This window comes from Amycolatopsis sp. NPDC026612 (assembly GCF_040638285.1).
Taxonomy (GTDB): Bacteria; Actinomycetota; Actinomycetes; order Mycobacteriales; family Pseudonocardiaceae; genus Amycolatopsis.
In genome coordinates this window covers 1-19,980 of record NZ_JBEZYB010000050.1, presented here as the reverse complement: position 1 = coordinate 19,980, position 19,980 = coordinate 1, and the positions used below count along the sequence as shown (strand labels likewise).

Annotated in this window: 18 protein-coding genes; 10 read left to right on the top strand and 8 right to left on the bottom strand. The window is 71.6% G+C overall.

The window, feature by feature from the left end; genetic code table 11:
* Position 1 precedes the first annotated feature (1 nt).
* Entirely contained in the window at positions 2-427 is a 426-nt protein-coding gene (locus AB0F15_RS32150) for a lipopolysaccharide assembly protein LapA domain-containing protein (RefSeq protein ID WP_360278564.1), read from the top strand.
* Here AB0F15_RS32150 and AB0F15_RS32145 read toward each other — a convergent pair.
* Positions 424-1,245, bottom strand: coding sequence for a maleylpyruvate isomerase family mycothiol-dependent enzyme (locus AB0F15_RS32145; RefSeq protein ID WP_360278562.1), 822 nt, complete (start codon positions 1,243-1,245; stop codon positions 424-426). The genes AB0F15_RS32150 and AB0F15_RS32145 overlap by 4 nt on opposite strands.
* A gap of 82 nt (positions 1,246-1,327) precedes the next feature.
* Here AB0F15_RS32145 and AB0F15_RS32140 point away from each other — a divergent pair, with 82 nt between their 5' ends.
* From AB0F15_RS32140 to AB0F15_RS32105, 8 genes are all read left to right on the top strand, one after another.
* On the top strand, positions 1,328-2,134 hold the full coding sequence (locus AB0F15_RS32140; RefSeq protein ID WP_360278559.1) for an Abi-alpha family protein: 807 nt from the start codon (positions 1,328-1,330) through the stop codon (positions 2,132-2,134).
* A gap of 4 nt (positions 2,135-2,138) precedes the next feature.
* Positions 2,139-3,374: a DUF445 domain-containing protein gene (locus tag AB0F15_RS32135; RefSeq protein WP_360278556.1), complete on the top strand. Its 1,236-nt coding sequence runs from the start codon at positions 2,139-2,141 to the stop codon at positions 3,372-3,374.
* 127 nt (positions 3,375-3,501) lie between these two features.
* Positions 3,502-6,444, top strand: a complete 2,943-nt coding sequence (locus AB0F15_RS32130) for a patatin-like protein (protein ID WP_360278553.1) — start codon at positions 3,502-3,504, stop codon at positions 6,442-6,444.
* Positions 6,445-6,630: 186 nt separating this feature from the next.
* Positions 6,631-7,185, top strand: coding sequence for a diaminobutyrate acetyltransferase (gene ectA, locus AB0F15_RS32125; RefSeq protein WP_360278673.1), 555 nt, complete (start codon positions 6,631-6,633; stop codon positions 7,183-7,185).
* 15 nt (positions 7,186-7,200) lie between these two features.
* Positions 7,201-8,454: a diaminobutyrate--2-oxoglutarate transaminase gene (gene ectB, locus AB0F15_RS32120; protein WP_360278550.1), complete on the top strand. Its 1,254-nt coding sequence runs from the start codon at positions 7,201-7,203 to the stop codon at positions 8,452-8,454.
* A gap of 11 nt (positions 8,455-8,465) precedes the next feature.
* Entirely contained in the window at positions 8,466-8,858 is a 393-nt protein-coding gene (locus AB0F15_RS32115) for an ectoine synthase (protein ID WP_003071625.1), read from the top strand.
* Positions 8,859-8,890: 32 nt separating this feature from the next.
* On the top strand, positions 8,891-9,793 hold the full coding sequence (thpD, locus tag AB0F15_RS32110) for an ectoine hydroxylase (protein WP_360278546.1): 903 nt from the start codon (positions 8,891-8,893) through the stop codon (positions 9,791-9,793).
* A 447-nt stretch (positions 9,794-10,240) separates the two neighbouring features.
* The gene (locus tag AB0F15_RS32105; protein WP_360278543.1) at positions 10,241-12,988 is read left to right on the top strand and encodes a BTAD domain-containing putative transcriptional regulator; all 2,748 of its coding nucleotides are present in this window, start codon (positions 10,241-10,243) and stop codon (positions 12,986-12,988) included.
* Between the two features lie 314 nt (positions 12,989-13,302).
* Here the strand turns inward: AB0F15_RS32105 and AB0F15_RS32100 are convergent, their stop codons facing one another.
* The 6 genes from AB0F15_RS32100 to AB0F15_RS32075 all read right to left on the bottom strand — a co-directional run bounded on the left by AB0F15_RS32100 (position 13,303) and on the right by AB0F15_RS32075 (position 18,165).
* Positions 13,303-13,968 carry a DUF4190 domain-containing protein gene (locus AB0F15_RS32100; RefSeq protein WP_360278540.1) on the bottom strand — a complete coding sequence of 222 codons (666 nt, stop codon included), beginning with the start codon at positions 13,966-13,968 and terminating at the stop codon, positions 13,303-13,305.
* A 306-nt stretch (positions 13,969-14,274) separates the two neighbouring features.
* Positions 14,275-15,159 carry a hypothetical protein gene (locus tag AB0F15_RS32095; RefSeq protein WP_360278537.1) on the bottom strand — a complete coding sequence of 295 codons (885 nt, stop codon included), beginning with the start codon at positions 15,157-15,159 and terminating at the stop codon, positions 14,275-14,277.
* A complete protein-coding gene (locus tag AB0F15_RS32090; protein WP_360278534.1) occupies positions 15,156-15,632 on the bottom strand; it encodes a hypothetical protein in 477 nt (158 codons plus the stop codon). The genes AB0F15_RS32095 and AB0F15_RS32090 overlap by 4 nt, the downstream gene beginning before the upstream one ends.
* Positions 15,633-15,689: 57 nt before the next feature.
* Positions 15,690-16,124 carry a hypothetical protein gene (locus AB0F15_RS32085; RefSeq protein WP_360278531.1) on the bottom strand — a complete coding sequence of 145 codons (435 nt, stop codon included), beginning with the start codon at positions 16,122-16,124 and terminating at the stop codon, positions 15,690-15,692.
* A gap of 14 nt (positions 16,125-16,138) precedes the next feature.
* Positions 16,139-16,876: an OmpA family protein gene (locus AB0F15_RS32080; protein ID WP_360278528.1), complete on the bottom strand. Its 738-nt coding sequence runs from the start codon at positions 16,874-16,876 to the stop codon at positions 16,139-16,141.
* A gap of 458 nt (positions 16,877-17,334) precedes the next feature.
* Positions 17,335-18,165 (bottom strand): SGNH/GDSL hydrolase family protein, encoded by an 831-nt coding sequence (locus AB0F15_RS32075; protein ID WP_360278525.1) that lies wholly within the window; start codon positions 18,163-18,165, stop codon positions 17,335-17,337.
* Positions 18,166-18,433: 268 nt separating this feature from the next.
* Between AB0F15_RS32075 and AB0F15_RS32070 the strand changes: the two genes are divergently transcribed.
* Positions 18,434-19,093, top strand: a complete 660-nt coding sequence (locus AB0F15_RS32070) for a DUF3159 domain-containing protein (RefSeq protein WP_360278522.1) — start codon at positions 18,434-18,436, stop codon at positions 19,091-19,093.
* Positions 19,094-19,194: 101 nt separating this feature from the next.
* On the opposite strand, the gene AB0F15_RS32065 is transcribed toward AB0F15_RS32070, so the two are convergent.
* Positions 19,195-19,980: BadF/BadG/BcrA/BcrD ATPase family protein (locus AB0F15_RS32065; RefSeq protein ID WP_360278519.1), on the bottom strand; the 786-nt coding region annotated here is incomplete at its 5' end.

Below are 19,980 nucleotides of genomic sequence, written 5' to 3'. Positions count from 1 at the left end.
CATGACGCACGCGCGCGGGGGCGCGGCCGACCGCCCCACCGGTCCCGCACACCACGACCTGCCCGGCTCCGACGTGCCGGAAGGCGCCCTGGAACCCGCCGAGCTCCGCGCCGGCGACGTCCGGCCGGGCGCGGAGGAGGCGACGCCGGTGCGGCCGGCGCCCGCCAAACCGGCGGCGGGCCGGGCCCGCCCGACGCGGATCAGCGGCACCTGGGTCGCGGTGATCGCCGGCCTGGTCGTGCTCGTCGTGCTGCTGGTCTTCATCCTGCAGAACCTCGACCCGGCGACGGTGCACTTCTTCGGCGCCGAAGGCAGCCTGCCGCTGGCCATCGCCATGCTGTTCTCGGCCATCGGCGGGGCGGCACTGGTCGCGCTGATCGGCGGCGCCCGGATCCTGCAGCTGCGAAAGCAGGCGCGCCGCCGTTAGACGATGATCGAGGTCATCCCCAGCAGCAGCGCGCAAACGCTTTCGTCGCCGGTCGCGCGCACGCGGCCGGTGTCGGCGGCGTTGCGGGTGCAGAGCCGCCAGAACGTGTCCAGGTCCGTCGTCGCCGACGCCAGCGGGGTGCGTGACGGCGGCGCGCCGCGGTCCAGGACCCAGCCGTCACGCTCGCGGCGTGCGTACCACTTGCCTTGGCCGGTGACCGTGTAGCCGACCTGCTTGCCGACCCGGGCTTCGACGTCGCGCAGGGTGTGCGGCAGCGCCCGCACGAACGTGTCGGCGATCGGCTCGGCGTATTCCGCCTCCAGCGGCGTGTGCTCCAGCGCCTCGCGGATCTGCACGTGGTGGACCCAGAACTCCGAATAGTCGCGGGCCGCGTCCAGCCAGCGCGGCGCGGGCTCGTCGCCGGCCCAGCTGACCGGTATCCCGAGGACGTCGAGGTCCAGCTGCGCCCAGTATTCGGTCGTCTGGCCCATGAACTCGTACAGCATCGTGAGCAGGACGTCCGTCGAGAGACGGCGGCACGCGACGACCCACTCCCCGTTGATCCGGTCGATGAACCGGGGGAACGCCTCCCCCGGACGGGGGGCTTCGGCGGCGTGGCCGTCCCGGCCGTGGGACAGCCGCCCGACCTTGTCGCCCAGCAGGTGGGCCGCGACGTCCTTGACCGACCAGCCGGCGCACATCGTCGGCCGCGTCCAGTCCTCCTCGGTCAGGGCGCCGAGCAGCGTCATCAGCGCTTGTTCTTCTTTGGAGAAGTACGGGAGGACGTCGATCGGCGGGCCCCAGCGCGTCGGACTCATGGCTGTATCCAACACGCACATCACACCTCCATTCGGCCTACCCGCAGGTAGCATCACCGCGTACACAGAGGGGAGTTCGCCGGTGAACGCAGAGCGACCGAACGGCCGGGGTGCCACCGACGAGGTGGTCGACCTCGCCCGCCGCGCCGGTCAGCTGGCGGGCTGGGCCGCGCGCACCGGCTTCGCGCTCGGCCGCAAACTCCCCGGCGTGGAGACCGCCGAACGCGGCGTGCGGCAGGTCGAGCGCCAGGTGCTGACCGAGCTGCGCCGCCGGCTCGACGAGGTCGACGACCCCTACCACGCGGCGCTCACCGCGGCGTCGGCGATGAACCGCCCGGCGGTACCCGGGAAGATCGAGGCCACCGTCACGCTCGTGCCGGTGCGCGACAACCAGGCCGAGCCACTGCGTGCCGCGATGGCCGAGCTGCTCAACCACTCCGTCGGCTTCGGCCGCGAGCGCGCCCGCGAGTACTTCTACGCGATCATCCTGCGCCAGCTGACGCCCGACGAGGCCCGCATCCTGTCCGCGCTGTCCGACGGCTCGCCGTTCCCCGCACTCGACGTCGTCGAGCGGACCGGCCTCGGCGGCAACGGCCGGGTCGTGCTGCGCAACGCCTCCACGGTCGGCAAGGCGGCCGGGGTGTCGCTGCCCGACCAGGTGCCCGGCTACGTCACCCGGCTGATCGGGCTCGGCCTCGTCGACCTCGACGAAGAGGTGCCGTCGCTGGAGACGCAGTACGAGATCCTGATGACCGACGAAACCGTGCGTGACGCGGAGAAGCACGTCAGGCGCGCGAAGTTCGTCCGGCGGACGATCCACGTCTCGCGCCTCGGCGCGCAGTTCTGGCTGGCCTGCGACCCCGCCGCCCGGCCACCCGGTCTCGGTTAGCCGGATGGGGGCCTTCCTCAGCGGCATCATCGCCGACTTCGCGCAGCACTGGCCCCTCTACGTCTCGATCCCGATCGTCGCCGCCCTGATCGGCTACGGCACCAAGCTCGTCGCGATCCGGATGATGTTCCAGCCGGTGGACTTCGTCGGCATCAAGCCGTTCCTCGGCTGGCAGGGCATCGTGCCGAAGCGCGCCGCGCGGATGGCGAGCATCGCCTGCGACACGATGACCGAGCAGCTGATCAAGCCCGCGGAGGTGGTGGCGCGGCTGGACGCGTCTCGCATCGCCCGGGAAATCGAGAAACCGCTGCTCGCCGGGGTCGAGGACATCGTCCGCGAGGTCGCAGGCCACTACCAGCCGGGGCTGTGGGAGTCGCTGCCGGTGCGGGTGCAGCGGCTGGTGATCGAGCGCGTCCAGCACGAGTCGCCGCGGATGGTCGCGGCCGTGCTCGATCTGATCAAGTCCGATGTGGACAGCGTGTTCGACCTCAAGGGCATGGTGGTCACCAGCCTCGTCAAGGACAAGCGGCTGCTGAACCGGATCTTCCAGGAGGCGGGCGCGAAGGAGTTCAAGTTCATCGCCCGCTCCGGCCTGCTGTTCGGCGGCGTGATCGGCGTCGTCCAGATGGTGGCGTGGGTGCTGTTCAAGTTCCCGCTGATCATGCCGATCTTCGGGCTCTTCACCGGCTGGTTCACGGACTGGCTGGCGTTGCGGATGATCTTCTACCCGATCGAGCCGCGCAAGTACTTCGGCGTCACTTGGCAAGGGCTGTTCCTGAAGCGTCGCGCGGAAGTGGCGGAGGCGTACGGATCGCTGATCGCCCAGGAGATCATCACCCCGCACAACGTCATCGAGGCGATCCTGCACGGACCGCTGTCGGACCGGGTACTGGCCCTGATCCAGCGTCAGCTCGACCGGGAACTGGGCAGCGTCGCGAAGCCGCTGCTGGTGTTCGCCGTCGGCAGCCGCAAGTACCAGGACGTGAAGCTGGCGATCTCGTCGCAGATCATGTCACGGTTACCGGAGACGATGCGGTACATCGAGGACTACGCGACGGACGCGATGGACATCCGCAACGTCCTGGTGTCGAAGATGAAGGAGCTGTCCCCGAAGGAGTTCGAGCGCCTGCTCCGGCCGGCCTTCGAGCAGGACGAGTGGATCCTCATCGCGACGGGCGCGGTGCTGGGGTTCGCGGTCGGTGAAGCCCAGGTGCTGCTGCTGGAGCACCTGGCGGCGTAGTTCGCGGCCCGCCGACGGCCGTTCGGGTGAACAAGTCCACCCGAACGGCCGCGCCCCGGGACGTATCCCCGTCGTCGCCTTTCGCCTCTACTTTGCGTCAGGACGACCAAACCGCCGGGAGCACCCCATGGCCGACACAGCGGAACCGTGGCAGCAGGAGATCCGGCTGGCGATGACCATGGTGGGCGGGGCCAGCCTGGCCATCTGGATGGGCGGGGTCGCCACCGAGACGTCGCAGCTGCTGCGGGAGTCCCGGGGCGACGCCGGGCCGGGGCTCTACCGCGGGCTGCTCGACCTGCTGCGCGCGACCGTGTCGATCGATGTCCTGACCGGTACCAGCGCCGGCGGGATCAACGCCGCCTGTCTCGGCCTGGCCGAGGCCTTCGGGTCCACGCCGGAGGTCCTGCGGGACACCTGGATCACCACCGGCTCGCTGGAGAACCTGATCCGGGACGCGCGGGAGCCGCAGCCGCGGTCCGTGCTCGACGGGGACCGCGTGCTGCTCGGTGACGTCGAACGGGCGCTGCGGGAGATCACCGCGGCGGGGACTCCGCCCGCCGAGGAGCCCGACATCACCGTGCTGCTCACCGGCACGATGATCGACGGCGAGACCACCCGGTTCGACGACGCGCTCGGGAACATGGTGCGCGACACCGAACACCGGATGCTCTTCCGGTTCTGCGGTCCACTGTGGACGATCGGGGTGGAGGGGCCGCTCGCGCTGGCGGCCCGCTCCACCGCGTCCTTCCCCGGTGCGTTCGAGCTGTCCCGGATGCCGATCGGCACCGACGGCACCGACCGGCTGCACCCCGACATGACGCCGTACACGGAGCTGACCCGCTCGCACTGGCTGACCGACGGCGGGGTGCTGCTCAACAAGCCGCTGCGGCCGGCCCTGCGCGAGATCTTCGAACGCACCTCGCACGCCGACGTCCGGCGGCTGCTGCTCTACGTCGTGCCGACCGGGGAACGCGAAACCGACGCCGTCGGCTGCGATCCGGCGGACCCGCCGCTGCTGTCGAACGCGATGGCGAAAGTCGTCAACACCGTGATGAGCCAGTCGATCAGCGCCGAGCTGGACGACCTGACCCGGCACAACGACGCCGTGCTCCGCGCCAGGGACACCCGGGTTTCCCTGGCCGCGCTGGGCCTGCGCGGCGGCCCCGGACGCCTGGTCGACACGCGGATCGCCGCCGCCTACCTCGAGCGCCGGACCGCCGAGGACGCCGCCGAACTGGTGCGCGCCGCCGCCCGGCGGTACGCGCTGTCCGACGCGGACACGCCGGACCGCGACTGGGCGTCCGGGATGTCGCGGCAGCTGCGGGCGATCGCCGTGACCGGGCTGAGCAGCGGCGTCCCGGCCGGCCCGCCCGCCGCCGGCCTCCAGGTGGCGGATCTGGTGGGCTACCGGACGACCGCGCTCGACGACGCCGTCGCGACCGGCCTGCAGCTGATCAACGCCGGGTTCCGGCTGGAGCCGGACCCCACGCAGGCGAAGGAACTCAACGAGGCGCGCGCCCAGTTGCACGCGGCGCGCCGGACCGCGGGCCGCGGGGTGCGGCTGGCGCAGTGGGTGGCCGCGCACGCCGGGCCCGGCGCGAGCAGCACCCTGGAAGTGTGGATCCGCGAGCTCGCCGAGGAGTGGGCCGGGCTGGGCCGCTCGGCCGCCGTCGCCGAGGCGTGGCCGAAGGTGGTCGCGGGCCTGCGGGCGGCGGCGCCGACGCTGCGGGCGCTGGCCGCCGAGGACACCGCCGGCACGGTGACCACCCTGCTGGACTGGCTGGCGCTGGGACCGGACGCCGCGGGCGGCGACGACGTCGTCCAGGCCCGGCTGGTGGCCCTGCACGTGGCGACGCGCGGGCTGCTGGCGCAGGCGCCGTCGGTCGACCAGCGGGTCGACCTCGTGCAGGTCAGCGCCGATTCGCGGACGCTGCTGGACATGACGCGCCGCCGGTCGTGGGACAAGCTGACCGGGATGCAGGCGAGCTACTTCGGCGCCTTCTACAAGGCGTCGTGGCGGGCCAGCGACTGGATGTGGGGCCGCATCGACGGCGCCGGCTGGCTGGTGCAGTGCCTGCTCGACCCGGTCCGCCTCGAGACGCTCCGCGACGTCGTCGGGCCGGAGCGGTTCCGCGACGAACTCGTCGCGGCGCTCAGGCCGGCCTGGCGCAAACCGGACGAACACGACCGGTGCACGCCCGCCGAGGCGGCGCAGCTGCGCGATGAGCTGACGGCCGAACTGGCGTTCCTCGGCCTCGACGCCGACCTCGCCCCCACCGGGTTCGGCCGCGCCCGCCCGGTCAGCATGCCGGTGACGGCCATGGTGCTGTCCCGGGCGCGGCAGGCCGAGATCGCCGCGGCGGAGCTCCCGGTCGTCACGCTCGCGGCTCGCTACGACGCCGACGACCGCCGGGGCATCGAAGACGCGCTGGCGGAGGACCGGCCGCCGGTCGACGTGGGTACCGCGCAGGCCCGGTTCCAGGCCTGCCGCGTCTCGGCCGAGAGGATCGCCGGGGAGCAGGGCACCGCGCGGCTGACCCGGACCCTGGTCGCGCTCGGCGCCGCCACGGTCAACGCCGGGACGGTCGCGTTCCGGCTGCCCGGCGGCTGGCCGCAGACGGTCGCGGGCATCCTGCGGACGGTCGCCAGGAACACGGCGAGGGTCGCGCAGGGCGCGTCCCGGCTCGGTACGGCGGGCTCGCTCGCGGCCGGGGTGCTGGCGCTGCTGGCCGGGCTGGTGCTCGGCAACAACGGCGGCGCGGTCCTGCAGTGGGTCGGCCTCCCGGTCCTCGCGGGCGCGGTCGTCTACCTGGTGACGGCGCTGCTCACGACGGGCCGCACCGTGCGCCGGCTGTTCGCGGCGCTCGGGGCACTGGTCGTGGCGGCGCTGCTGCTGGCGGCGTTCCTGCCCCCGCTCGCCCGGCCGTTCTTCGGCTGGCTGGGTGCCGTCGTGGCCGGCTGGCGCCGCGGCGAGGGCGCGGTGTGGTGGCTGGCGGTCTCGGGACTGCTGGTCCTGCCGGCGGTCGTGATGCCGGTGAGTGCCCTCTGGCGCCGGATCCGCCGCGCCTGACGTCCGGCTCGCACCTTCTCCGGCCCGTCGCCTTGCGATCACCGGAATTCGGGGTCATGGTGCGGAAGAGGGTCGCCACGGTGCCGCTCAGCAGCGCGTTTGCCCCGGCACCGGCCTCGTCAAACATGTTTGTGGGCCTGCTCACCGGGTACTCGGCGTCCTCGCAGGTCACCGCAGGGCGGTGACCTGCATCGCTGGCACGCGCAAAATTCTCTGTTACGTTTCCTGAGTATGTCCGTAACGCACTTGATCGAATCCCCGACCAAGGCGGACGGCGCGGAGCTGTGGCGAATCGCGCGTGATTCCGCCAAGCTCGATCTCAACTCGCCGTACGCATACATGCTGTGGTGCCGCGATTTCGCCGGGTCTTCGGTGGTCGCGCGTGAGGACGGCAAGGCGGTCGGTTTCGTCATCGCCTACCGCAGGCCGGACGCGCCGGAGTCGGCGCTCGTCTGGCAGGTCGCGGTCGACGCGTCCCAGCGGGGGAAAGGCCTGGCCGGAACCCTGCTCGACGCGCTGTACACGCGCCTGGTGAGCGAGGGGGTGCGTTACCTCGAGACCACCATCACCCCGGACAACGAGGCGTCCATCCGGCTGTTCGCGTCGTTCGCGAAGCGGTGGAACGCCGCGATGGAAACCAGTGTGCTGTTCGGCGGGGAGGATTTCCCCGAAGCCGGGCACCTGCCGGAAGAGCTTTACCGCATCGGTCCGCTGACGCCGCCTGCGAATCCGGGCGAGTAGGAGAGAAAGAAACACATGAGCATCTTCGAAGAGCTCGAATCCGAAGTCCGCAGCTACAGCCGCGGCTGGCCGGTCGTGTTCGACCGCGCGCAGGGCAGCTGGCTCCACGACGAGAGCGGAAAGCCCTATCTGGACTTCTTCGCCGGGGCCGGCGCGCTGAACTACGGGCACAACAACCCGCGGCTGAAGCAGGCCCTGATCGACTACATCCAGCGCGACGGCGTCACCCACGCGCTCGACATGTACACCGTGGCCAAGCGCGACTTCCTGCAGACCTTCCGCGACAAGGTCCTCGACCCGCGCGGGCTCGGCTACAAGGTCGTGTTCCCCGGGCCGGGCGGCGCGAACGCCGTCGAGGCGGCACTGAAGCTGGCGCGCAAGGTGACCGGCCGGGAGTCGGTCATCAACTTCACCAACGCCTTCCACGGCATGACGCTGGGCGCGCTGTCGGTCACCGGGAACTCGATGAAGCGCGGTGCCGCCGGCGTCCCGCTGGTGCACGCCACCCCGATGCCGTACGACCGGTACTTCGACGGCGCGATGCCGGACTTCCTCTACTTCGAGAAGCTCCTGCAGGACTCCGGCAGCGGGCTCAACGAGCCGGCCGCGGTGATCGTCGAAGGCGTGCAGGGCGAGGGCGGCATCAACGCCGCGCGCCTGGAATGGCTGAAGGGCCTCGACGAGCTCTGCAAGCGGCACAACATCCTGCTGATCCTCGACGACGTCCAGATGGGCTGCGGCCGCACCGGCCCGTTCTTCAGCTTCGAGGACGCCGGGATCTCGCCGGACATCGTCTGCCTGTCGAAGTCGATCAGCGGCTACGGCCTCCCGATGGCGCTGACGCTGATCAAGCCGGAGCTCGACGTCTGGGAGCCCGGTGAGCACAACGGCACCTTCCGCGGCATCAGCCCGGCGTTCGTCACCGCCAAGGAAGCGATCGACACCTACTGGAGCGACGACGAGCTCGAGAAGTCGACCAAGGCGAAGGGCGAGCGCATCGCCACCGCGTTCTCGGGCCTCGTCGAGGCCTACCCGGAAGCGAAGCTGCTCGCCAAGGGCCGCGGCCTGGCACGCGGCCTCGAGTTCGAGAACGGCGACCTGGCCGGCCGCGTCTGCGCCGAGGCGTTCGCGCGGGGCCTGCTGATGGAAACCTCCGGCCCCGACGGCGAAGTCATGAAGCTGCTGCCGCCGCTGACCCTGACCGACGACGAGCTCACGCAGGGCCTGTCGATCATCGACGAGTCCGTCAAGGCCGTCCTGAAGAAGTAAAGGAGTACGACGTGCTCGTCCGCACGCTCGATGAGATCACCGACACCGACGCCGACATCAAGACCGAGAACTGGCGCAGCAAGCGGATCATCCTCGCCAAGGAAGGCGTCGGCTTCTCGGTGCACGAGACCACGCTCTACGCGGGGACGGTCAACGACTTCTGGTACGCCAACCACATCGAGGCGGTGTTCATCACCTCCGGCGAGGGCGAGATCGAAGACCTCGCCACCGGCAAGGTGTACGAGCTCAAGCCCGGCACGCTGTACCTGCTCAACGACCACGACAAGCACCAGGTCCGCCCGAAGACCGAGATCAAGTGCGTGTGCGTGTTCAACCCCCCGGTGACCGGCCGCGAAGTCCACGACGAAAACGGCGTGTACCCGCTGATCACCGAGGACGCGTAGGAACCGGAGAGACGAACCAGGAGGCGAAGCCCGTGACGCTGACGGACACCCGCGTCGAAGACCGCTACCCGACCCGGATCACCGGTACGCCGGCTCACCTGCCGCGCGTGCACCCGACGGTGTGGGGTACCGGAGCCGACGGCCCGGTCGACGCCGCCACGCTGGCGAACCACGAGACCAAGGGTTACACCGTGGTCGACGACCTGCTCTCCGTCGGGGAGGTCCAGACGTACTGGCAGGAGCTGGTGCGGCTGTCCGCCGACCGGGAGTTCGCCCGTGACGAGCGGGTGATCACCGAGGCGAAGACCGGTGAGGTCCGGTCGATCTTCGACGTCCACGAGGTTTCGGGCCTGATCGCCGAGCTGGTGCGTGACCCGCGGGTGCTGGACCGGGCGCGGCAGCTGCTCGGCTCCGAGGTGTACCTCCACCAGAGCCGGGTCAACTACATGCCCGGTTTCAAGGGCACCGGGTTCTACTGGCACTCGGACTTCGAAACCTGGCACGCGGAGGACGGCATGCCGGCCCCGCGCGCGGTGAGCTGCTCCATCGCGCTGACCGACAACCACCCGTTCAACGGCGGCCTGATGATCATGCCGGGCTCGCACCGGACGTTCGTGCAGTGCGCCGGCGAGACGCCGGACGACAACTACCGGAGCTCGCTCAAGGACCAGCGGGTGGGTGTGCCGAGCGAGAACGACATCACGAAGCTGGCGGCCGAGCACGGCATCGACCAGTTCACCGGCCAGGCCGGTTCGGCGCTGTGGTTCGACTCGAACATCATGCACGGCTCCGGGAACAACATCACCCCGTACCCGCGCTCCAACATCTTCCTGGTGTTCAACAGCGTGGAGAACGCCCTGGAGCAGCCGTACGCGGCGAGCGCACCGCGGCCGACGTTCATCGCCGGCCGGGACTCGACACCGATCACGCGCTGAGTCGTCCCGGGCCGCCCCCGGAGTCCCCGGAAAGTGAGATCCCGGCCCCGCCGGTGACCGTCCCGATGCGCTTTGTTACCGTGTCGCCACCGCGTGGGCGTGTGGTCCGCGCAACACGTCTTCGCGGACGACCGGCGGTGCTTCGCTCGGGGTGAGCCCACCCGCCCGGTTGCCCTCGGTGGCGGACGGGCGGACCGGCCCCCTGGCGGCCCGGCCGGAAGTTTCAGCAGGACCCCGCACCACCGGATCGGGACCGGTGGTGCGGGGTTCTGTCATTCCGGCGTCAATCGCAGGGCCGGGACACCGCCGCTGCGGAATCCGCACTGCGGGCAAACGTCCTGGTCCCCGGCCGGTGGGGCGGTATTCGTCGGCCGGCGATCACGGTAGGTTGAATTTTCCGGCGGGGGCGACGCCGGACACCGTGGGACAGGGGAGGTGGGCGCGAGCATGGCCCAAACCCGCCTCCAGCTGCTCGGGCCCGTTCAGCTGCTCCACGGCGACGAGCCCGTCCCGATCGGCGGACCCGGGGTCCGCGGCCTGCTCGCCCTGCTGGCGCTCAAGGTGGGCAAGGTCGTCGGGCTCGACGAGATCATCGACGCGCTGTGGGGCCACGACCCGCCGGCGACCGCCCGCACCATCGTCCACGGCAACGTCTCCCACCTGCGGCGGATCCTGCGTGAGATCGACGGGCCGCGCATCCTCACCACCCCGCCGGGCTACCGGCTGGACGTCGAGCCCGACCGGATCGACGTCCACCGGGCGCGCACGCTGCTGGACCGCGCGTCGCTCGCCCCGCCGGAGGTCGCCGCCGCGCTGCTGGCCGAAGCGCTCGCGCTGTGGCAGGGCCCCGCGCTGGGCGGGGTGCCCGACTCCTTGCGGGCCCCCGAACTGGAGGACCTCCGCCTCGCCGTGCGCGGTGCCCGGGTCGACGCCGACCTCGAACTCGGCAGGCACGCGGAGCTGATCGTCGAGCTCAGCCCGATCGTCCGGGCCGATCCGCTGGCCGAGCGGACGGCGGGACAGCTGATGCGGGCGCTGTACCACGCGGGCCGCCGCGGGGACGCGCTCGAGCTGTACCGGACCGTCTCCCGCGCGACGCTGCGCACCCTCGGCGTCGAGCCCGGCGCCGAGCTGCGCTGGCTGCACGAGCGGGTCCTCAACGACGACCTCCCGGCGCGGGACGTCGTCGCCCCGGCCGCCGGTGCCGAGCCGGCGAAAGCGATTTCGCAGCTGCCCGCCGCCGTGCCCAGCCTGGCCGGGCGCACCGAGGAACTGGCCTGGCTCGACGGCCTCGTCACCCGCGTCGAGGCCGGGGAGACGACGATCGCCGTGGTCACCGGTACGGCCGGCGTCGGCAAGAGCTCGCTGGTCGTGTGGTGGGCGCACCGGGTGGCGGCGCGGTTCCCGGACGGGGTCCTGTTCGCGTCGCTGCGCGGCTTCGACCCGCACCACCCGCCGCTGGAGCCGGCCGAGCTGCTCACCCAGTTCCTGCTCGGTCTCGGGGTCGAAACCGCGAAGATCCCGGAGCTGCTGCACGAGCGGGTCGCGCTGTACCGGTCCTTGATCGCCGGACGGCGGATGCTCGTGCTGCTCGACGACGCCCGCACCGCCGAGCAGGTGCGCCCGCTGCTCCCGCCGAGCGCGCGGACGATGACGGTGGTGACCAGCCGGTCGCGCCTCGACGGGCTCGCCGTGTCGAACGCGGCCAAGCAGCGCGTCCTCGGCACGCTGGCGCCCGACGACGCCGTGCGGCTCATCGAGGAGCTCGCCGGTCCGGCGAGCCTCAACCACGCCCTGGCCCGGCTCTGCGGCTACCTCCCGCTCGCCCTGCGGATCGCGGGCGCGCGGCTGTCGGCGAGCGCGCAGCGGACCGCGGAGGAACTGGTCGACGAGCTCGGCAACGAACGCACCCGGCTGGCCGGGCTGCAGGTCGAGGGCGCCGACGACGGCGTGCGCGCGGCCTTCGACGTGTCCTTCCGCGGCCTGCCCGGCGACGTCGCCGAAACGTTCCTGCAGCTGGGCGCGGTGCCCGGGGTGCTGGTCGGGCCGCACGTGATGGCGGCGGTCGCGCAGATCCCGGTGGCCGAGGCCCGGCGGCGGCTGCGCGTACTGGCCGCGCACAACCTCATCGCCGAGACGGCGCGTGACGTCTTCGTGCCGCACGACCTCGTCGCGCTCTACCTGCGTGAACTCGCGGAACAGGAGCTCGGCGAGAAGGAGCGCGACGAAGCGCTCGGCTGGACGGTCCGCTACTACCAGGCGGCGGCCGACCGGGCGCGGCGCCGGCTGGGCCGGGTCGTCGACCCACTCGACTTCGCCGGTGTGCTCGCCGACGAAGCGATGCCGCCGCTTCCCGGCTTCGCCGAGGCACAGGACTGGTTCGCGGCCGAGTGGCCGAACCTCCTCGCTGTCCTCGACGCCGCGTACGCCTCGGGGCGCCACGACGACGTCTGGCGGCTGGCCCGGCTGGGGCACACCTACCGCGTCGGCTGCCCGCTGCTGGACGAGTGGTCGCGGATGGCCGATCTCGGCGTCGCCGCCGCCGAAGCCGCGGGCGACGTGGCGGGGCAGTGCTGGCTGCGGCTCGCGCGGTGCGAGATCGCGCTGACCTTCGAGCTGCCCGGCTTCGGCCTCGCCGACGCCGAACGGGCGGCGGAGCTGGCCGCCGCACTGGCCGACGAGCGGCTGCGCGCGGCGGTGGACCTGCACCTCGGGCGCGCGCTGAGCCGGCTCGGCGAGCACGAGAAGGCCATCGAGCGGCTGGCCGCGGCGGTCGCGAACGCTCCCGACGTCACCCTGCGCGGGCAGGCGCTCAGCAGCTGCGCGCAGGCGGAGAAACGGGCGGGCCTGCTCCCCGACGCGATCGCCCACCAGCTGGCCGGCCTGCGCATCGACCGCGAACTGGGCAGCGACGACCAGGTCGTCGTCTCGCTGGACAAGCTGGCCGAGCTCAGCCTGCTGGCCGGGGACCACGAGGCGGCCGAGCGGTACGTCTGGGAAGCGATCGACCTCGCGATCAGCCGCGAGTTCGTCGCGCGGGAGGGTGCGCTCCGGCTGACCCTGGGCCGGGTGCTGCGGGCCCGGGGCGACATCGATGGCGCGCGCGAACAACTCGCGTTGTCCGTGCGCATTTACGAGCGCGTCCACCCCAAGCTCGTCGGTGAGGTCCGCGCCGAACTCGCCGATCTGCAATGACGGCTTTCCGGCCTCGTCCGAACTGCGGCAACGCGGTGTCGACGGCTCGGATTGGTGGCGGGAATTCGGTTGCGAATGGGTCACGACCCCGCCGGCACGCTGAATCCTTAGTGGATTCTTAGTGGGCGCGGGCGGTGTCCGCGTAGGTTCGGCGGTGCCGGCGGAGCCCTAGGGGAGGGGCAGGCTGAGATGCCGGCGCCAGGCCCCGCACGGGAAACCGCGGCGGGGTCCGGAGCCGCCAGGAGCGGCTCGTGGCGGCCCGGCCGGCCGAGATGGGGGTAGGCCGGCCGGTCGCCAGGCGGTGCGGGGCCCGCTCAGTTCACGTTCGCGGTGCAGAGCGCGATCGTCGTCCCGCTGTTTTCCGCGACCTTCTTGCCGTCGACCAGAATGGCGCAGTTGATTTCGTTGTCGACGCTCGCATTGCGGGTGTCGGCGGTGAGCGTCAGCAGGTACGAGCCGTTGTTGTAGGACGCCTGTCCCTGCCAGGCGTCGGTGCTGGCGGGCGCGTTTTCGGTGCGCTGGTCGCTGAGGCTGCCGTAGCGCACGGTGGCGCCGCCGGCCGAAGTGACCTGGAAGGTCACGGCGTGCTTGTCGCCGGCCACGGCGGGCAGGTGCAGCCCGGACTCGCCGCCGCCGAGGAAGGTCGAATACAGCAGCACCCCGGCCGTCGTGAGCAGCGCGGCGGCCGCGACGACGATGGCGGTGATCGCCAGCCCGCGGTCGCCCACCGCGCCCTTCTTGACCTGGACCAGCCCCGAGATCGCCAGGACCAGCGCCAGCCCGCCCAGCGGCCACGCGACGAACTCGATGTCCGGGACGAACGTGACGGCCAGTGCCGCCACGCCGAGCACCAAGCCGGCGATCGCGAGGAAGTTCCGCCCACGTTTCGCATTGGCTTGACGACGCTCCGTGGCCGTCACCGGCGGCGCGGGTCTTCCGTGGCGCGCGGTGGCCGGCGGGTACTGCGGGTCGGTCATCATGCGAACCCCTTCGGGTGGGAGTGCGACGACGTTAACCCATAAGTGTGGTCCCGAACGAAATTGTTACATTCTGGAAAAAGTCATTGTCCCACCATTTTGGGTCAGGTATCGGTATTTCCTGACATCGCGGGCAGGGTGTGGCCAGGTGATCAATGGGAAGAATATCGGAGTTCCCACTGTTTTCCGCGGTCTTTTGCGACCTCGCAGCCGGTATCGTAAATACCGTACGGGCATCCCGGAACCACCGTGAGGCCTACGACGACCGTAGGTAACGGCGTTCAAGACGGAAGTCGCATATCGGACTTCTCAGTCGAAAAGGCTGACTTCCGGGGTGATTTCGAGCAGCTCGAACACCGGCCGGCCGCGGCGGCCGTCGATCGTCGTCGTGCGCACGACGCGCAGCCGGGCGGTCACCGGCCGGTCGAGGTTCTCCTTGATCTCGTCGAGCAGGTCCGGAGCCACCGCGCCCTGGATCGTGCCGCCCGACTCGCGGTCGAGGTAGAAGATGCGCCGCCGGGTGCGGACGCCGTCGAGCCGGCCCCGCACGGTCTCGTAGCCGACCTCCTCGCGGGACTCGCGGAGGCTGCCCTGCAGGATCCGCGCCTGCTCGGTGGTCATGCTGCGGGTGACCTGCTCGCCCGCGGTCGGGGTCAGCGCCATCCCGATGCCGGCGTTCTTCGCGACGGCGTTGACGATGTCGCTCACCGCGTTGCGGACGGTGTCGCGCTGGAGCAGCACGGCGTCGAGCGCGCCGTCGTCCGAGCCGTTCGCCGGCAGGAAGTCGCACAGCTCCTTCACGGCCCGCTCGGACAGCGTCTCGATGCCGTCGACGATCAGCGCGTCGTCGACGGCGTCGAGCTCGGGGAAGCCGAAGAAGATCGCGTTGCCCGCCTGGCCGCGCTGGATCAGCGGCGCCTTGTCCCGGTCGGTCTGCTGGACCTGGGTGACCTCGCCGGACGGGTTCCGGATGATGTGCCCGATCTTCGCCGTCGCGTCCTGCAGGGCGCGGCTGATGTCGGAGAAGGTGTAGGCGTCGATGGTCTGTTCGCCGATCACCGAGACGTGCAGCAGCGGCGAGCGGGACGTCCGTTCGAACTTGGCGTTGGCGGCCATCGCCGACGCGCGGGCCAGGTCGTCGAGCCACGTACCGCCGGGGATTTCGTCGGCGATGCGCCGGAACTCGTTCCTCACCAGATCATCTCCGGGTAGCCCCTGCCGCCTTCGGCCCAGACCTCGGCCCACACGTCCTCGTCGCCGGGGCGGCACAGGAAGCCGTCCAGCATGCCCCCGACCGGCTGCACCTGGTCCAGGTACATCGCCGGCTGCCCGACGATCACGCCCCGCAGCGTGAGCAGGCCGTACAGCGCGGACCGGCCGGCGCCGTCGAGCCGTTTGAGCGCGCCCCACTCGTCCGGGATGAGGACGACGTCGAGGCTCTGCGGCGGGTGGGCGGTCCGGGTGATGAGCTCGCCGCCGATCCAGGCGCGGCCGGACGGGATGATCCGCCGGGCGACGCCGAGGTAGCTGTTGAGCGCGCTGAACAGGATCTCGCGGTCGTTCTGGTGCGGTGCGTCGAACACCAGGCGTTCGTAGACGTCCGCGAGGTCGCCGGGGTGCCGGCCCGGTGGCAGGACCTGCTGCGACGTCCAATGGGGGAGCGCCACGCCACCCCTTCCTCATTCCTCGCTCACAGTGCGTAGCCGAATTTACCAGGATGGGTGTCAGCCGCCGCGCCCAGGCTGGTGCGGCGCCGGCGGCCACTGCCGGGCGGCGTCCGGCGGCTCGTCGGCCTGCGGCCAGGCCGGCTCTTCCTCGGTGGGCCAGTCCTCGGCTTGCGGGCCGCGCTGCGGCGGCAGTGGCAGGTTTCCTTCGCGGTGGCCGACGGGATCGGGTTCCTCGTCGTCGTGGACGTCGGCGCGCGGGCCGGGTTCGTGCTGAGCCCAGGCGGCCGGGATGAACTGCGTCTGTTCGACCGACAACGGCGGCGGTGCCGGCTCGTACCGCGGTTCGTCATCGGGTTCGGGTGTGGACTCGTACGCCGGCTCGGAGCCGGGTTTGGCGCCCGCGGCGGTGCGCAGCACGAGCCACGAGGTCAGCGCACCGAGGGCGAAGGCGACGATCAGCCACAGCCAGATCTGCCCGAACAGCCACACCATCTGCTCATCACCCCTCAAACGACCGTGATCTCGACGCGCCTGTCCTCTTCCCCGCCGGTGGCCGGCCGGGAATCGCCCAGCCCCCGGTACGTCACGCGCTTGGCCGCCAGCCCGTTGGTGGTGAGGATCCGCGCGACGGCCCGGGCGCGGTCCCGGGAAAGCTTCAACGCGGCGCTCTCGCCGCCGGGGCCGCGTGCGACGTGGCCGGTGACGCGGTACCGGAAGGCCGCCGGCGCCTTGGCGAGGGCGATCGCGATGCTGCGGGCGGCCTGTTCGCCGTCGGGGGTGAGCCGCGCGGTGTCCGGCTCGAAGGCGATCGGCGCCTCGGTGAGCAGCCGGTCGATCTCGGCCTGCACCCCGGCCTTGTCGGTGGGCGGCGGCGCGGTGGTGCTGGTGGTCGGCGGCGGGCTCGGGGTGGTGCTCGACGGCGGCGCGGGTGCGCTGCTGGTGGGACTCGGCGCCACGGGCGTCACATCGCCGTCGACCTTGGCGGCCCGGACGCCGTCGAGGCCCTGCACGACCTCGAGGGCGCGGAGGGCCTGTCCGGGTGGGAAGCCGCTGAGGGTGGCGTCTCGTCCGTCGAAGCTGACGTTCCCCGGCGGCAGCCCGGCGGCGGCCAGCGCGGCTTGGCTCCGCGCGGTGAGGTCCTGCTCGATGTTCCCGGCGCGCGCCCAGGTCACGACCCCCGCGAGCAGCGCGGTGACCAGCACCGCAACCGGGACCACGAGGATCCAGCGCCGACCACCGGACATAAGGGGACTGTAAGCCGGGCGCCGCGGGTTGGCGAGCTGAATCCGGGTGGTCATCCACAAGTTGTCCCCAGGCGAGTCGACATGTGGACAACTTGCGGGACGGTGAGCGTCCGGACACTTTCCGTCGGAAGGGGCCGAACTTTGCCGGAACCCTGCCCGTCCCGGGGAGGTGTTCTTTCGGGTCGTGTCCGGCCAACTCGCCGACCGCCCTGGCCAACTCGCCGACCGCCCTGGCCAACTCGCCGACCGCCGTGGCCAACTCGCTGCCCGGACTGGCCAACTCGCCCGGGCTTCCGGTGAGTTGGCCGCGGTGGGTGGTGAGTTGGCTGCATCGGCGACCGATAAGGCGCGCGGATTCGCCGACTTGGGCCTTCCGCGGTCGAGCTCAACGTCGCCAATGAGTCATTCGCGGCGCCAGGGTCGCCGGCCGGTGCGGTACGTCCCTCCGGGAAGAAAGGTCAGCTGGCTTGCCGGCGAGCGTTGTCGGGCACCTCGAGCACGTCCGCGACCTCGAGTACGTCCAGGGGTACCAGCGGCACCAGCTGCGGGCGCTTCGGCGACAAACCGTCCCCCATGGACTGGCCGCGCAGCTGCCGCCGGATCCACGGCAGCAGGTGCACCTTGGTCCACGTCAGATCCGACCGCCGCGAGTCGATCCAGCGGCTCGGCGCCGCCTCCAGGGGCCACGGCTCCCGCCAGTCGCCCGGCGCCGGGATGCCTAGCACCTCCGCCGCCCGGAGGGCGATGCGGCGGTGGCCCTCGGGGGAGAAGTGGAGCCGGTCGTCGCTCCAGGCCCGGCGGTCGTGCAGGGGGTCCATCGTCCACAGGTCGACCATGCGGGCGCCGTGCCGCTCGGCGATCGCCCACAGGTTCGTGTTGTAGATCGCCACCTTGCCGCGCAGCACCGACATCACCGACAGCACCTTGGTGTCCGGGCCGTTGAACATCAGCACCGGGATGCCGGCCTCGCGCAGCTTCGCGACGCCCTCCTCCAGGCGTTCGGTGACCGCGTCGACGTCCGCGCCGGGCACGATGATGTCGTTGCCGCCCGCACAGAGCGTGACCAGGTCGGGCTTGAGTTCCAACGCGATCGGCAGCTGTTCGTCCAGGATCTCGTCGAGCATCTTGCCCCGCAGCGCCAGGTTGGCGTACCGGAAGTCGCTCCGGCCCGCCGCCAGCACTTCCGCGAGCCGGTCGGCCCATCCCCGGAAGGAGCCGTCCGCCAGGTCGTCGTTGAGTCCTTCGGTGAAGCTGTCACCGAGGGCTACGTAGCTGTCGATTCCGAACACGTTGGGTCCCCTTCCCGTCTCCGCGGCCGACACACCCCGACATGTAGTTGTACACCTCAACTAACCATCGGCCACAAACCCGCTCCGCCCCGAGCATTCAGCCTGCGGTCACAGTGTCTTATCTTGTCGGCCTTCTGCGCCTCTCTATTACGTAGTCTTCACCTTCGACGTGCCGTGAAACCGCACGCTCGGAGGCAAAGCGGGCACCCGATGTGGCGAAAATCTCCCCGCCCGGGGCGTTCCGGGCCGGATCCGGCAGGCTGGACCCGTGGCCGGAGAACCCCGTGAATCGCTCGCGCAGATCCTCGGTGGGCGCCGGGGCGCGCTCGACGCCAGCATCCCGCCCGTCGGCTTCGTCGCCGGCTGGCTCGCGGCCGGGCAGTCCATCGCCTGGGGTGCCGGCGCCGCCGTCGCCGTCGCCGTTGCCGTCGGGACCTACCGGATCGTCCGCGGCGGCAAGATCCGCGCGCTGGTCGTCAGCCTGGCCGCCGTCATCGCCGCCGCGCTGATTGCCCTGCACACCGGCCGCGCCCAGGACTTCTTCCTGCTGCAGCTGATGTCCAATGTGGCCAGCGCGCTGCTGTGGGCGGCCAGCATCGTCGTGCGCTGGCCGCTGCTCGGCGTCGTCGTCGGCCTGCTGCTGGGGCAGAAGACGCGCTGGCGCCGCGACCGGGTGCTGCTGAGGGCGTACTCCCGGGCCAGCTGGGTGTGGGTGCTCCAGTACACGGTGCGCGTGGTCGTCTACGGCCTGCTGTGGTGGGCAGGCCAGGTGATCGCGCTCGGCGTGGCCCGCACGGTGCTGTCGTGGCCGCTCGTCGCGCTGACCGTCGCGGTCAGTGGCTGGGTGCTCTACCGGGCGTTGCCGCCGGAGCATCCCGGCCTGCGCCTGGCTCCGGAAACCCGATCGGACGACGTACCCAGGGCATAAGGCGGCCCCCGGCGAGGGGGGAGGGTCCGGGGGCCACTGCCTACGGTACCCGGCCTACCCGGGTTCAGTCGACGTTTTCGCGGCTTTGCGCTGCGTTTTGCTCAAGAAGCCGGGGACCGGGGTCTCGGCGCCGCCTCGCCGAAGGCGTCCACGGCGGCGAGCCAGGCCGCCCCGAGCACCCCATCGGAGCTGGTCAGCACCTCGAGCCGGGCCAACCGGCGGCGCACGAGCGCGCCGACCGGACTGGTTCCGGTGAGGACCGAGCCGACGAGCACGACCGGGGTCGCCTCGCCGGGCTCGCGCGCGGCGAGGGCGTTCGCGACCAGAAGGTCGGCCGCGCGGGCGACGATCTCGCGGGCCGCGGGCTCACCCGCGTCGTGCGCCGCGCTCACCAACGGGGCGAACCGGGCGAGCCGGACCGGCGCCTCGGCGTTGGCCGCCGTGATCAACGCCCGGGACGCGGCGAGCCGCTCGGCGTCGCCGCGGACGTCCACACCGGACAGTCCGAGCGCGGCGGCCAGCACCGCCGACGGGAGCCCGTCGAGCGCCCGCCCGCGCCCGAGTGCCTCCAAAGTGGAACGGACCGCCTCCCGGCCGAGCCAGAACGCGGACCCTTCGTCGCCGAGCAGCCAGCCGTAGCCGCCCGTCGTCCCGGCGAGCCGCCGCTTCCGGATCCGGCCCACGATCGAGCCGGTGCCGGCGACGAGGACCGTCCCGTCCGGCGCCGACGTCGCCGACGCGTACGCCACCTCGGCGTCGGCGACGGTCCGGACCGCGCACGTGAGGCCGATCCGCGCCCACGCCGCGTCGAAGACCGCCGCCACGGCCGGGTCGCTCAGCTTGCTGACCCCGGCCATGCCGACGACGCACGCCCGCACGGCGGCGGG

What these genes read in the sequence shown, in the direction of transcription:
- AB0F15_RS32150 (WP_360278564.1), top strand. Translation starts at nt 2, where the DNA reads ATGACGCACGCGCGCGGGGGCGCGGCCGACCGCCCCACCGGTCCCGCA.
- AB0F15_RS32145 (WP_360278562.1), bottom strand. Translation starts at nt 1,245, where the DNA reads ATGAGTCCGACGCGCTGGGGCCCGCCGATCGACGTCCTCCCGTACTTC.
- AB0F15_RS32135 (WP_360278556.1), top strand. Translation starts at nt 2,139, where the DNA reads ATGGGGGCCTTCCTCAGCGGCATCATCGCCGACTTCGCGCAGCACTGG.
- AB0F15_RS32130 (WP_360278553.1), top strand. Translation starts at nt 3,502, where the DNA reads ATGGCCGACACAGCGGAACCGTGGCAGCAGGAGATCCGGCTGGCGATG.
- ectB (WP_360278550.1), top strand. Translation starts at nt 7,201, where the DNA reads ATGAGCATCTTCGAAGAGCTCGAATCCGAAGTCCGCAGCTACAGCCGC.
- AB0F15_RS32105 (WP_360278543.1), top strand. Translation starts at nt 10,241, where the DNA reads ATGGCCCAAACCCGCCTCCAGCTGCTCGGGCCCGTTCAGCTGCTCCAC.
- AB0F15_RS32100 (WP_360278540.1), bottom strand. Translation starts at nt 13,968, where the DNA reads ATGATGACCGACCCGCAGTACCCGCCGGCCACCGCGCGCCACGGAAGA.
- AB0F15_RS32085 (WP_360278531.1), bottom strand. Translation starts at nt 16,124, where the DNA reads ATGGTGTGGCTGTTCGGGCAGATCTGGCTGTGGCTGATCGTCGCCTTC.
- AB0F15_RS32080 (WP_360278528.1), bottom strand. Translation starts at nt 16,876, where the DNA reads ATGTCCGGTGGTCGGCGCTGGATCCTCGTGGTCCCGGTTGCGGTGCTG.